The sequence below is a fragment of the Mesobacillus maritimus genome (genome assembly GCF_023715205.1).
GTDB lineage: Bacteria > Bacillota > Bacilli > Bacillales > Cytobacillaceae > Mesobacillus_B > Mesobacillus_B maritimus_C.
The window spans coordinates 93,395-107,179 of record NZ_JAMBNR010000010.1; the positions used below are offsets into that span (position 1 = coordinate 93,395).

Annotated in this window: 12 protein-coding genes; all 12 read left to right on the forward strand. The window is 40.2% G+C overall.

Going from position 1 to position 13,785, the window contains the following annotated elements:
- Nucleotides 1–89: 89 nt before the first annotated feature.
- The 12 genes from M3182_RS15425 (at nucleotide 90) to M3182_RS15480 (ending at nucleotide 13,785) form a co-directional block, all read left to right on the forward strand.
- Nucleotides 90–2,780, forward strand: a complete 2,691-nt coding sequence (locus tag M3182_RS15425) for a calcium-translocating P-type ATPase, SERCA-type (RefSeq protein WP_251425753.1) — start codon at nucleotides 90–92, stop codon at nucleotides 2,778–2,780.
- Nucleotides 2,781–3,086: 306 nt separating this feature from the next.
- Entirely contained in the window at nucleotides 3,087–3,962 is an 876-nt protein-coding gene (locus M3182_RS15430) for a YicC/YloC family endoribonuclease (RefSeq protein ID WP_251558869.1), read from the forward strand.
- Between the two features lie 56 nt (nucleotides 3,963–4,018).
- Nucleotides 4,019–4,282 carry an extracellular matrix/biofilm regulator RemA gene (gene remA, locus M3182_RS15435; protein ID WP_251425757.1) on the forward strand — a complete coding sequence of 88 codons (264 nt, stop codon included), beginning with the start codon at nucleotides 4,019–4,021 and terminating at the stop codon, nucleotides 4,280–4,282.
- Between the two features lie 10 nt (nucleotides 4,283–4,292).
- A complete protein-coding gene (gmk, locus tag M3182_RS15440) occupies nucleotides 4,293–4,907 on the forward strand; it encodes a guanylate kinase (RefSeq protein ID WP_251425759.1) in 615 nt (204 codons plus the stop codon).
- Between the two features lies 1 nt (nucleotide 4,908).
- Nucleotides 4,909–5,133 carry a DNA-directed RNA polymerase subunit omega gene (gene rpoZ, locus M3182_RS15445; protein WP_251425761.1) on the forward strand — a complete coding sequence of 75 codons (225 nt, stop codon included), beginning with the start codon at nucleotides 4,909–4,911 and terminating at the stop codon, nucleotides 5,131–5,133.
- Nucleotides 5,134–5,456: 323 nt separating this feature from the next.
- Complete coding sequence (coaBC, locus tag M3182_RS15450) at nucleotides 5,457–6,668, forward strand: bifunctional phosphopantothenoylcysteine decarboxylase/phosphopantothenate--cysteine ligase CoaBC (protein ID WP_251558871.1); 1,212 nt, start codon at nucleotides 5,457–5,459, stop codon at nucleotides 6,666–6,668.
- Nucleotides 6,665–9,079 carry a primosomal protein N' gene (gene priA / locus M3182_RS15455; protein WP_251425765.1) on the forward strand — a complete coding sequence of 805 codons (2,415 nt, stop codon included), beginning with the start codon at nucleotides 6,665–6,667 and terminating at the stop codon, nucleotides 9,077–9,079. The genes coaBC and priA overlap by 4 nt, the downstream gene beginning before the upstream one ends.
- Before the next feature lie 68 nt (nucleotides 9,080–9,147).
- Nucleotides 9,148–9,633: a peptide deformylase gene (gene def / locus M3182_RS15460; RefSeq protein ID WP_251425767.1), complete on the forward strand. Its 486-nt coding sequence runs from the start codon at nucleotides 9,148–9,150 to the stop codon at nucleotides 9,631–9,633.
- Nucleotides 9,630–10,586, forward strand: coding sequence for a methionyl-tRNA formyltransferase (gene fmt / locus M3182_RS15465; RefSeq protein ID WP_251558872.1), 957 nt, complete (start codon nucleotides 9,630–9,632; stop codon nucleotides 10,584–10,586). Before def ends, fmt begins: the two co-directional genes overlap by 4 nt.
- Nucleotides 10,576–11,928, forward strand: a complete 1,353-nt coding sequence (gene rsmB / locus M3182_RS15470) for a 16S rRNA (cytosine(967)-C(5))-methyltransferase RsmB (protein ID WP_251558874.1) — start codon at nucleotides 10,576–10,578, stop codon at nucleotides 11,926–11,928. The genes fmt and rsmB overlap by 11 nt, the downstream gene beginning before the upstream one ends.
- Before the next feature lie 8 nt (nucleotides 11,929–11,936).
- Entirely contained in the window at nucleotides 11,937–13,031 is a 1,095-nt protein-coding gene (gene rlmN, locus M3182_RS15475) for a dual-specificity RNA methyltransferase RlmN (RefSeq protein WP_251426186.1), read from the forward strand.
- 4 nt (nucleotides 13,032–13,035) lie between these two features.
- Entirely contained in the window at nucleotides 13,036–13,785 is a 750-nt protein-coding gene (locus tag M3182_RS15480; protein ID WP_251558876.1) for a Stp1/IreP family PP2C-type Ser/Thr phosphatase, read from the forward strand.

The window sequence follows — 13,785 nt, forward strand, 5'->3', positions numbered from 1 at the left end:
AGCATTTTTTTGGACAGGGCTGAATAAGCTGTCACTAGAGGATTAAGACAGATATGATCAGTCGCTGAAAGGGGAAGTGAGTTGGCCCGATGAAGTTCCATGAAATGAATGAAAAAGAAATCGAAGAAGTCCTAAATACTGATTTTACAGAAGGACTAGCAGAAAAGGAAGTGAAGAATCGGCAAAAGCAACACGGGCTTAATGCATTAGAAGAGGGAGAAAAACCATCCGCACTACTGTTATTTGCAAGTCAGTTTAAAGATTTTATGGTTTTAGTCCTGCTCGGTGCCACTTTGATATCTGGTCTTCTTGGAGAAGTGGTCGATGCCATTGCCATTATTGCGATTGTTTTCATCAATGCGTTCCTTGGCTTTTTCCAAGAACGTAAAGCCGAAAAATCACTCGATGCTTTAAAAGAGCTATCCGCTCCACAAGTCTTGGCCCTTAGAGATGGGGCCTGGGAAAAGGTTTTATCAAAGGAAGTAGTTCCTGGGGATATTATTAAGTTTTCCTCAGGAGATCGTATTGGAGCAGATATAAGGCTGATTCAAGCTAATAGCTTAGAAGTAGAAGAATCAGCGTTAACTGGTGAATCTGTTCCTGTGCAAAAATTCACCGGTCCTTTGCGAATTCCAAAACCTGGAATCGGGGATATGGAAAATATGGCCTTTATGGGGACACTTGTTACCCGAGGAAATGGGATTGGTGTTGTTGTAGCAACAGGAATGAAAACAGCAATGGGACAAATTGCTGGATTGTTGCAAACGGCTGAAACAATGGAAACCCCTTTACAACGTAGGTTGGAGCAGCTTGGGAAAATATTAATTACTGTTGCGCTAGTCTTAACCGTACTTGTTGTCGGCATTGGTGTACTTCAAGGACATGACCTCTATACCATGTTTCTTGCTGGGGTTTCTTTAGCTGTAGCCGCGATTCCAGAAGGTTTACCGGCAATTGTGACTGTAGCCTTGTCACTTGGGGTTCAAAGAATGATTAAGCAAAAAGCAATTGTTCGTAAATTACCGGCAGTCGAGACGCTTGGGTGTGCTTCTGTTATCTGTTCTGATAAAACGGGTACGCTGACACAAAATAAAATGACTGTCACACATGCATGGAGTGGCGGGAAAACGTGGACCGTTGATGGTGTTGGTTATGATCCAAATGGTGATTTTTACTCCGATGAAAATCGAGTTGATCCAAATGCCGTTAAACCTTTGCAACAATTGCTAACATTTGGGATGCTGTGTAATCATGCCGAGTTAATGGAGAAGGAAAACGAGCATGTCATTGATGGCGACCCAACTGAAGGAGCCTTATTAGTTGCCGCCATGAAAGCAGGATTAACAAGATCCGGTTTGCTAGGGCAATTTGAAATTGTAAATGAGTTCCCATTCGATTCACAGCGAAAAATGATGAGTATTATCGTTAAGGATAAAAGTGGTCGTCAGTTTGTGGTCACAAAAGGTGCTCCAGATGTTTTAATTGGACTGAGTCAATCCATACTTTGGGATGACAAGCAACAGCATTTAACAAAAGATATGACTGTTAAAGTACAAGCAGCAATTGATGGTCTTGCAGAAAAGGCTTTAAGAACCATTGCAATTGCATATAAACCGCTATCACCAAGTACAGTCGTTTTAAGTGAAAAAGAGGCAGAACGAGATTTAACGTTTATTGGGCTACAGGGGATGATTGACCCGCCACGTCCTGAAGTGAAAACAGCTGTTAAAGAGTGTCGTGATGCTGGAATTAAGACTGTCATGATTACAGGAGACCACCTAATTACTGCAAAGGCAATTGCCTCGGAACTAGGAATCTTAACAAAAGGTAGTCGAGTGATGGACGGGGCAACTCTTTCAGAATTATCGGTTGAAGAGTTAGAAGATATCGTCGAAGAAGTCTCTGTGTTTGCACGTGTATCACCAGAACATAAACTAAAAATTGTAAAAGCACTTCAAAACAAAGGACATATTGTTGCGATGACTGGAGACGGTGTAAACGATGCTCCAGCGATCAAAGCAGCTGATATCGGAGTTGCAATGGGTATCACTGGTACGGATGTAGCGAAAGAAGCGTCGTCACTTGTCTTGCTGGATGATAACTTTGCCACAATTAAGGCTGCCATTAAAGAAGGAAGAAATATCTACGAGAATATCCGAAAATTTATTCGTTATCTGCTCGCTTCAAATGTTGGTGAAATACTGGTAATGTTATTTGCAATGATTTTGGCATTGCCGTTACCGTTAGTTCCGATCCAAATCCTCTGGGTTAACCTGGTGACAGATGGTCTTCCAGCAATGGCTTTAGGTTTAGACCAACCTGAGGATGATGTAATGAAACGGGGACCTCGTCATCCAAAAGAAGGGGTATTTGCTAGAGGTTTAGGATGGAAGGTCATCTCAAGAGGGTTCCTAATTGGAATTGCAACGTTGATTGCCTTCATGACGGTATACTATCGAAACCCAGATGATTTGGCTTATGCACAAACAATCGCGTTTGCAACACTTGTATTAGCGCAATTGATTCATGTGTTTGATTGTCGTAGTGAAAAATCGATTTTCTCTCGTAATCCTTTTGAGAATAAATATTTAGTATGGGCGGTTCTTTCCTCATTACTACTTGTGCTTGTCGTTATTTATTATCCGCCACTACAGCCGATTTTCCACACAGTAGCCATTGTTCCATTTGACTGGTTATTGATTATCGGAATGTCTGCTTTACCGACTTTTTTACTAGCTGGGTCATTTTTAGCAAGTAAAACACGAAAGAATGTGATATAATCCGTAAGGTAATAGAGCATTGACTCTATTGCCTTCTTTTTTTGTGAATCAGCGAAGGAAGAAAGAACGGACAAGTTCCATCTTCTAGCTGCTAATTAAGAATAAAGTTTAAACGCGGTTCCAAGGATCTCTTTTTAAAAGGGATAAAGGAGTAAACAGCTAATAATGATGAGGAAAGTGTCTACAATTTCAATTCCATCCTACAAAATAGCTGTTATTACGTTAAAATGGGTTTAAGAGTTATACCAATAACTATACGAAAACAACCTTTTTAAAACGACTCTACTAAGAATGGATGTGTTCTGAATGGTCGTAAGCATGACAGGGTTTGGTCGCGGAAGGATCGAAACCGAACAAGTAGCAGTAACGGTTGAAATAAAAACAGTCAACCATCGCTTTTGTGAATTTAATATCCGTATCCCCAACCAACTAGCTAAGATTGAAACACATTTAAAAAAGACTCTTACCACCTATATAAAAAGGGGACGAGTGGAAGTTCATGTTACCCTTGAAGGTCAAGCTACAACTAAACGGGGGATTCAAATAGATTGGGATCTTCTTGACCAATATGTTCGATACATAAACGAAATTAAGGATAGATATGGTCTAAGCGGTGAGGTAAATCTTCACGAATTGATTGGTCGACCAGACCTCATTCTTATTGAAGAAAAAGATGAAGAGAATGAAGAAATTGAAACACTTGTATTACAAGCTGCTGTACAAGCTACAGAGGGAGTGGTACAAATGAGGCTCCAAGAAGGAAAGGCACTTGAAGCAGATGTAAAGGCAAATATCCTACACATCAAAGAACATTCTCAAGTTGTAAGAAACCTTGCTCAGCTTGTTGTCGAACAATATCGTGAGCGATTATCCAAGAAAATGGTTGAGTTTGTCGGTGGACAAGTGGATGAGACACGCATCCTTACTGAAGTAGCTTTATTTGCCGATAAAGCGGATATTAATGAGGAACTTACTAGACTTGAAAGTCATATTGAACAGTTTTTAAAAATACTTCTCTTACAAGAACCGATTGGTCGTAAATTGGAGTTTTTGATTCAGGAGATGAATCGAGAAATTAATACCATTGGTTCGAAAGCAAATGATTCAAAAATTGCAATGGAAGTAGTAGAAATGAAAAGTTTCCTTGAAAAAGTGAAAGAACAAGTTCAAAATATCGAGTAAAGTTTAGGAAACAAATTGTAAGGACAAAATATAGGAATGATGATTGGGGGAGCATCATGGGGATAAAACTAATTAATATTGGATTTGGCAATATTGTATCAGCGAATCGTATTATTTCAATTGTGAGTCCAGAATCTGCACCAATTAAACGGGTTATTCAGGATGCCAGAGATAGAGGTTCCCTGATTGATGCAACCTATGGAAGACGGACACGTGCCGTTATTGTAATGGATAGTGATCATGTAATTTTATCGGCTGTACAACCGGAAACGGTCGCAGCTCGATTAGATAATCGTGATGATATATTGGATGAAGGGTAGGATTTAATAAATGCAAGAAAAAGGATTATTGATCGTTCTTTCTGGTCCTTCGGGTGTTGGAAAAGGAACTGTCCGAAAAGAAATTTTCTCACAACCGGATACCGCCTTCGAATATTCGGTTTCAGCAACAACTAGGAAACCTCGTGAAGGAGAAGTTGATGGCGTTGATTACTTTTTCAAGACGCGTGAGCAATTTGAAGAAATGATTGAGAACGATCAGTTGCTGGAATATGCTGAGTACGTCGGCAACTATTACGGCACCCCGGTCGAATATGTCCAACAAACGCTTGATGCAGGAAAAGATGTTTTCCTAGAAATTGAGGTTCAGGGTGCTGGTCAAGTACGTCGAAAGTTCCCTGAAGGCTTGTTTATTTTCCTTGCGCCTCCTAGTCTTTCTGAGTTAGAAAACCGGATTGTGACAAGAGGTACGGAAACAGAGGACCTGATTAAAGGACGAATGAAGGCGGCTCGTGAGGAATTGGAAATGATGGAACTTTACGATTATGTTGTGGAAAACGACAAAGTTGAGCTAGCTTGTGAGCGAGTAAAAGCGATTGTCGTTGCAGAGCATTGCCGTCGTGAGAGAGTACAATATCGTTATAAAAAAATGTTGGAGGTTGATTGATTTGCTATATCCTTCTATTGATTCTTTACTAACAAAAATTGATTCAAAATATTCCTTGGTATCTGTGGCTGCAAAGCGTGCACGAAACATGCAAGTTCACCAAAATGGGTTATTAGATAAATATGTATCTCACAAATACGTTGGGAAAGCCCTTGAAGAGATCAATGGAGAAAAACTTCACTATCATACAACAGCAGGGAATGAAGATTCCTACGCAGCCAAATAACAACCTACATTAGGTTGTTATTTTTTTTCTAAGGGTCTTTTTGCGAGCTTGGTTGTTCAACCAATAATAATAGGGTGGTTCACTTTTTTACTTGTAAGCTGGGAACATTATGAGGAGACCATGAGCTTATAAATTTATTGGACGTACAAAACTGCTTACTCGAAGTTTTAAGAAATCAACAACAACTTTCACCACGGTTTCAACTCATAGGTTTTTTACAAACTTAATACTGAGAAGAGATTTTGCGAAGTTTTTTGATGAAATATGTGCTTTATTCAATCATAATGAAGAGTAGAAGAAGGAAGCAAATGGGGGTTTCGAGAATGCTGAACGGAAAAAAGATTTTATTATGTGTGACCGGTGGAATCGCTGTTTATAAAGCTGTTGCGTTAACAAGTAAGTTGGCTCAGGCTGGCGCAGAGGTAAAAGTCATATTAAGTGAATCTGCGGCAAAGTTCGTTACGCCACTAACTTTTCAAGCGATGTCGAGGAATGAGGTTTATACTGATACTTTTGAAGAAAAAAATGCGAAGGTAATTTCTCATATTGATTTAGCAGATTGGCCCGATTTAATTTTAGTCGCACCTGCTACAGCCAATACAATCGCGAAATTGGCCCATGGTTTCGCTGATAATATGATGACCACTACCTTGCTGGCCGCTACTGCTCCGGTTTGGATTGCTCCAGCAATGAATGTACATATGTATGATCATCCTGCTGTTCAAAAGAATATGAAAACTCTTGATGAATATGGCTACCGTTTTATCGAGCCGGGAGAAGGGTTTCTAGCATGTGGCTATGTAGGAAAAGGAAGATTAGAGGAGCCTGAAACCATTGTTGAGCTCCTTCAGCAAAACTTTACTAGCAAAAATTCAGAATGGACGGGAAAAAAGATTGTGATTACGGCTGGACCAACGAGGGAAAAGATTGATCCTGTTCGGTTTTTAACAAATCATTCCACAGGGAAAATGGGTTATGCCATTGCGAAGGAAGCACAGAAATTAGGAGCAGACGTCTGCTTAATAAGTGGTCCCGTTGCGCTGACACCACCGATTGGAGTAGAAACCATTGAAGTGGAAAGTGCTGAGGAAATGTATCACGCTGTGCTTGAACATTATGACCAAGCAGATGTTGTCATTAAAACAGCTGCTGTTGCTGACTACCGACCGAAAGATACTCATGATCATAAAATAAAAAAACAAGATGGCGGTCAAACGCTAGAGCTTGAACGGACAAGGGATATTTTATTTGAACTTGGTCAACGGAAAACAACACAATTGCTTGTAGGTTTTGCGGCGGAAACAGACAATGTCGAAGAATATGCGCGTAAAAAACTCGTGAAAAAAAATGCCGATATGATTGTCGCGAATAATGTGAAGGCTGAAGGTGCAGGTTTTGGTTATGATACCAATATCGTCACAATTTATAAACGAAATGGAGACAAAGTAGAATTGCCATTAATGAGTAAAAAGAAAGTAGCTGAACAACTTTTAAATGAAGTGGCGATTCAGCTAAAGAAGGTTGAAAAAGAATGAAAGTAGCAAGTGTTATTGTCGATGTACCCGCAAAACAAACTGACAAAACATTTGATTATCTGATACCAGAACAGTATGAAAACGTGATTGTACCTGGGATAAGAGTGCATGTCCCTTTTGGACCACGTCATATTCAAGGCTTTGTAACAGGTATTAAAACAGAATCAAATTTCTCTAAGTTAAAGAAAATCGTGGAGCCACTGGATCTCACTCCTGTCTTAAATCAAGAATTGCTGGCCTTAGGTGATTGGCTTACGGATCATTCGCTTTGTTATAAAATTTCAGCCTTTCAAGCGATGTTGCCAGCAGCTTTAAAAGCAAAATATGAAAAAAAAGTACAATTGACAAATGATGCAGCCATAGATGACCTACAGGAAGAGACGAAATCTTTATTTCAAGGGAGCAAGGAAATCACTTGGCAGGAAGTTGTTGACCAAAATCTTGTTTCAAATTTTAAACAAGAAGTGGACAAGGGTCTTGTTGAGGTTGTTTATCAAGTGAAAAATCGAGTAAGAAAAAAGAAATTAAAGCATATTTCCTTGCTGCTCACTCCGTCAGATGTGGAAGAGGAAATTGAAAAACTGACTCCTCAGGCAAAGGGGCAAAAAGCGCTGTTACAATATTTTCTTCAGCATAAAGGTCCTATTGAACTTAGAAAATTATTAGCGGATACGAATGTTTCGCAAGCCTCTGTAAAAGCGCTCGTAAAAAAGGGGATTTTAAGCGAAGACTATATGGAAGTTTATCGTGATCCTTATGCTAATCGAGAGTTTAAACGACAAGATCCCCTTCCGCTTACGGATGCTCAAGAGAAAGCGATTATCCCCATCCTCGCCTCAATTGAGGACGAGCGGCATGAGGTCTTTTTGCTTTACGGCGTAACGGGAAGTGGAAAAACAGAAATCTATCTTCAATCCATTCAACGTGTTCTTGATAAAGGAGAAGAAGCGATTGTGTTAGTCCCGGAAATCTCGTTAACTCCGCAAATGGTGAAACGTTTCAAACAAAGATTTGGAGATTTGGTTGCGGTTATGCACAGTGGACTCTCTGCTGGTGAGAAATATGATGAGTGGCGAAAGATTCAGCGTCGCGAGGTAAAAGTGGTTGTTGGGGCGCGGTCGGCCATTTACGCACCATTTGAGAAGCTCGGGATTATCATTATTGATGAAGAACATGAAACAAGCTATAAGCAAGAAGAAAATCCACGTTATCATGCTCGTGATGTTGCAATCAAACGAGCGTCGACGCATCGCTGTCCAGTTGTTTTAGGTAGTGCAACTCCTTCACTCGAGTCTTTTGCTCGAGCGCAAAAAGGAGTTTATACCTTATTAAATCTTCCAAAACGGATGAACGAGCAGCCTCTACCTACTGTGGAGATTGTCGATATGCGTGAAGAATTACGGTCAGGAAATCGCTCAATGTTCTCTGAAAGTTTGTTTGAAAAGCTTCAAGACCGTTTGGCAAAAGGAGAGCAAACCGTACTGTTTTTAAATAAAAGAGGTCATTCCTCGTTTGTTATGTGCCGCGATTGTGGGTTTGTCGTCAATTGTCCCAACTGTGAAATTACGCTCACTTACCATCGTTATCAAGAATTAATGAAATGTCATTATTGTGGACATGAGGAACGAGTTCCAACTACTTGTCCAGAATGTATGAGTGATCATATTCGTTATTTTGGGACGGGAACTCAAAAAGTTGAAGAAGAACTAACCAAGTTATTACCGGAGGCACGTGTAATCCGGATGGATGTTGATACGACAGGACGTAAAGGGGCACATGAAAGATTATTAAATGCATTTGAAGATGGCGAGGCTGATATCTTATTAGGAACTCAAATGATTGCCAAGGGCCTAGATTTTCCTAACATCACGTTAGTTGGTGTGTTAAGTGCAGATACGATGCTCCATTTGCCAGATTTTCGCTCATCTGAAAAAACATTTCAATTATTAACTCAAGTAAGTGGTCGAGCTGGGAGACATGAACTTCCGGGGGAAGTAGTCATTCAGACTTATACACCGGAACATTATAGTATCGAGCTTTCGGGGAGTCAGGATTATGATCGATTTTACCAACAAGAAATGATGGCGAGAAAACTTCACAAATATCCGCCATTTTACTATCTATCATTAATCACTGTCAGCCATGAAGATTTAATGAAAGTTGTCTCCGTCACGGAGAAGATTACTGGTTTTATTTCTTCTAGGGTTTCTAGGGGAGCTGTTGTTCTAGGACCGGTAGCCTCGCCAATCCCTAGAATCAAAAATAGATATCGATATCAATGTCTGATAAAATACAAAAAGGAACCCGAACTAAAGCAAACGTTAAAAGCGATCTTAGACCATTATCAGCAGGAAACCGCTAGTGGCAACCTGCAAATTTCAATGGATTTAAATCCATATATTTTGATGTAATAGTATGGGAAACCGTAAATTTGTGGAAACATGAAGAATAATAGTAACCGGATATTGGAGGAACAGATTTGGCAGTACGTAAGATTGTAATGCATCCAGCAGATATTTTGGAACAGGAATGTAAACCTGTTGATGTTTTTGATAAGAAATTAACGAAGCTGTTGGATGATATGTATGATACAATGATTGAATTTGACGGAGTTGGTTTAGCAGCCCCGCAGATTAATATCGATAAACAAATCGCCATTGTCGACGTCGACGATCAACATGGGACGATTGAATTGATTAACCCAGAAATAATTGAATCTAGTGGAACTCAATCAGGCCCAGAAGGCTGTCTAAGCTTTCCAGGACTTTTTGGAGAAGTGACTCGTCCTTATAAAGTTAAGGTTCGTGCACAGGATCGTAAGGGAAGAACCTATGAATTAGAGGCAGAAGATTTCTTAGCAAGAGCAATTCAGCATGAAATTGATCATTTGCACGGCATTCTCTTCACTTCTAAAGTTAGCAGATACTTAGATGAAAACGAATTAGAGGAGTTGACTGAAGAATGACCAAGATTGTTTTTATGGGAACGCCAGACTTTTCAGTGCCTGTATTGCAACAACTTTTACATGATGGATATGAAGTAATTGCCGTTGTGACGCAACCAGACCGTCCGGTTGGACGAAAGAGAGTAATGACTCCACCACCAGTAAAAGTAGAAGCTGTAAAACAAGGGATCCCCGTCTATCAGCCTGAAAAAATCCGTAAGCAAGAAGAATTAAATGAAATCTTAGCGTTGCAACCGGACTTAATTGTCACAGCAGCATTCGGGCAAATTTTACCGAAACAGCTGTTAGAAGCACCAAAATATGGCTGTATTAATGTCCATGCATCTTTGCTTCCAAAATTACGCGGTGGAGCCCCAATTCATTATGCAATTATAAATGGTGAGGATAAAACAGGTATCACCATCATGTATATGGTGGAAAAGCTAGATGCAGGTGATATTTTAACTCAAGTGGAAGTACCGATTGAGGAACATGATAACGTGGGTACCCTTCATGATAAATTAAGTGCTGCTGGTGCGAAGCTTCTTTCTGAAACAGTTCCTAAGCTCTTAGAAGGTGAAATCAAGCCACTGAAACAGAATGATGAGGAAGCTACTTTTGCTTGGAATATCAAGCGGGAACAAGAGAAAATTGATTGGTCCAAGACAGGGGAAGAAATTTACAATCATATTCGTGGAATGAACCCATGGCCTGTTGCCTATAGTACACTTAACAGTTCCGTTTTAAAAGTTTGGAAAGCAGAGAAAATAGAAGTAACGCAGACAGCTGAACCGGGAATGATCCTGTCAATTGAGGAAGATGGTTTGGTTGTGGGTAGTGGGAATCATGTAGCCATTAAAGTGACCGAGCTTCAGCCTGCGGGCAAAAAGCGCATGGAGGCTGGCCAGTATTTGCGTGGAGCCGGTTCCCATATTGAAGTAGGTATGAAGTTAGGAGAGAGTCATGAAGGGTAACCGCAAAAATGTACGGGAGACCGCTTTGGAGCTTTTAGAAAGCATCGAAAAAAATCAAGCGTATAGCAACCTCTTGTTAAATCATGCGATTGAAAAAAACAAAATCGATAAAAAAGACATTGGGTTATTGACGGAACTCGTATATGGAACTTTACAACGTAAGTTGACACTTGATTTCTATTTGGCTCCGTTTTTAAAAAATAATCGAAAATTGGAACCTTGGGTGAAACCTTTATTACAATTGACAGTTTATCAGATGGAATATTTAGACCGAGTACCTGATCGCGCGGCAATTTATGAAGCTGTGGAGATTGCGAAACGCCATGGTCATAAAGGGATAGCAAGTATGGTAAACGGTGTTTTACGAAGCTTGCAGCGTGAAGGTCTCCCTTCATTAGAGTCAATTAAAGACCCAGCAAAACAAATCGCGATTGCGACCAGTCATCCAGAGTGGCTTGTTAAGCGATGGATCGAACAATTTGGAATGGAAAAAACGAAAGCAATGTGTGAAATCAATCTCACAGCTCCACTTCAAACGGCTCGGGTTAATTTAACGAAAATAACAGTTGAAGATTGCATCAAGCGGCTGGAAGAGGAGGGGTATGCGGTCGAAGCTAGTCCAATTGTTCCAGAAGCGATTAAATGTCTTCGAGGCAATCTTGCTTCTTCGTCGGCTTTTAAGGAAGGGTTACTGACGATTCAAGATGAGAGTTCGATGCTTGTTGCTCATGCTTTAGGTGTTCAACAAGAAGAGAATATTCTCGATGCTTGTGCAGCTCCTGGAGGAAAGTCCACTCATATTGCAGAGAAACTAGCGAATACAGGGGCCGTTGTTTCCCTCGACTTACATGAACATAAGGTGAAATTGATAAGTCAAAACGCATCCCGTTTAGGATTAGAGAATATTGAATCAAAAAAACTAGATAGTCGTAATGTTCAAGAGCATTTTGAACAACAAAGTTTCGATCGAATTCTTCTTGACGCACCATGTTCTGGCCTAGGAGTTATGCGACGCAAGCCTGATATGAAATATACGAAGAAAGAAGAAGATTTATCTAGGTTGCAAGAAATCCAACTTTCCCTTTTAGAAGCGGTCGCTCCTCTAATCAAAAAAGGTGGAACTCTTGTTTATAGTACGTGCACAGTGGACCGTGCTGAGAATCAAGAAACGGTGCAAAAGTTTCTAGAAAAACATCCGGAATTCATAGGCGATTCTTCTGTTAAAGAAAGAATGCCGGAAGCCATCCGCCCATTAATGAACGGTTTTGACCTTCAAATACTCCCACAAGATTTTGGGTCTGATGGATTTTATATTGCTTGTATCAAAAGGAAGGTGGACTAACCATGACCATGGAACAACCAGCAACGAAGAAACGAAAAACAACAGCATACGAACCGGAAAAGCCTTCCATTTATTCGCTTCAACTTGATGATTTGAAGGAATGGCTTGTTGCTCAAGGTGACAAAGCTTTTCGTGCTGAACAAATTTTTGATTGGCTCTATAAGAAGAGAGTGACTTCATTTGAAGATATGACCAATCTTTCAAAAGCGCTTCGGGATAAACTAGAGGAAAATTTCATTTTAACGACGCTTAATACCATTATCCAACAAACTTCGTCTGACGGGACGATTAAATTCTTATTTGAACTGCAAGATGGGAAGTCCATTGAGACAGTGTTAATGAGACATGAATATGGAAACTCCGTTTGTGTAACCACTCAAGTCGGCTGTCGAATCGGCTGTACTTTCTGCGCATCTACGCTTGGAGGGTTAAAGCGAAACCTAGAAGCAGGGGAAATTGTTGCTCAAGTGGTCAAAGTACAACAAGCTCTAGATGAAACGAATGAGCGAGTAAGTTCGATCGTCATTATGGGAATTGGTGAACCATTTGATAACTACGACAATATGCTAGCGTTTTTGAAAATCATGAATCACGAAAAAGCGTTAAACATTGGAGCAAGACATATCACGGTGTCTACAAGTGGAATTATTCCGAAAATCTATCAATTTGCAGATGAAAATATGCAGATTAATTTTGCGATTTCGCTTCATGCACCAAATTCTGATTTAAGAAGCAGATTAATGCCAATCAATCGTGCATATAAACTTCCTGATTTGATGGATGCTGTTCGCTATTATGTAGATAAAACAGGGCGTCGGATCTCGTTTGAATATGGACTTTTCGGGAATGTAAATGACCAAGTTGAACATGCTGAGGAGTTAGCAAAGCTTGTGAAAGGGATCAAATGTCATATCAACTTAATCCCAGTAAACTATGTTCCAGAACGTGATTATGTACGAACACCAAAGGCACAAATCTTCAAGTTTGAAAAAACGTTAAAAGACCGTGGCGTAAATGTTACGATTCGTCGCGAGCAAGGTCATGACATTGACGCAGCTTGTGGACAGCTTCGAGCAAAGGAACGACAAGAAGAGACGAGGTGAAAAAATGAACGCTTTTTTCATGACAGATAAGGGAAAGGTTCGCCTTCATAATGAGGATAATGGAGGAGTTTTCACCAACCGAGAAGGCCAACACCTTGCCATCGTTGCCGATGGCATGGGTGGCCATCGGGCTGGTGACGTGGCAAGCGAAATGACGATGAGTTTATTAAAAGAAGAATGGGAAAAAACAGATAGAATTGAAACGGCGGAACAAGCCGTTGAATGGTTGAAAGTAAAAATAAATGATGTGAATAAACTTGTTTTTGAACATGCGCAAAAAAATATTGAGTGTGAGGGCATGGGCACTACACTTGTAGCCGCGATTTGTACGAAATTATTTGCGACAGTTGCGAATATAGGGGATAGTAGGGGCTACATCTTAAATGAAAGTGGCTTACAACAGTTAACCGAGGACCACTCACTTGTGAATGAATTAGTACGTACGGGGCAAATCTCGAAAGAAGATGCTGAGCATCATCCGCGTAAAAATGTGTTGCTTCGAGCGCTAGGAACAGAGGAAACAGTTGCTATGGATACGAAAACAATTATGTTTGAAGAGGGTGACCTCCTTTTCCTATGTTCTGACGGTTTGTCAAACAAAGTTACACAAGCAGAGTTACAAAAAATTCTTACTCATAGTGAATCACTGAATGAAAAGGCTTCCGAATTGATAACACTCGCCAACCTCAACGGTGGAGAAGATAATATTACTCTCGCAATTGTTGAATATTCAGATGGCTCAGAAGGCAGGTGA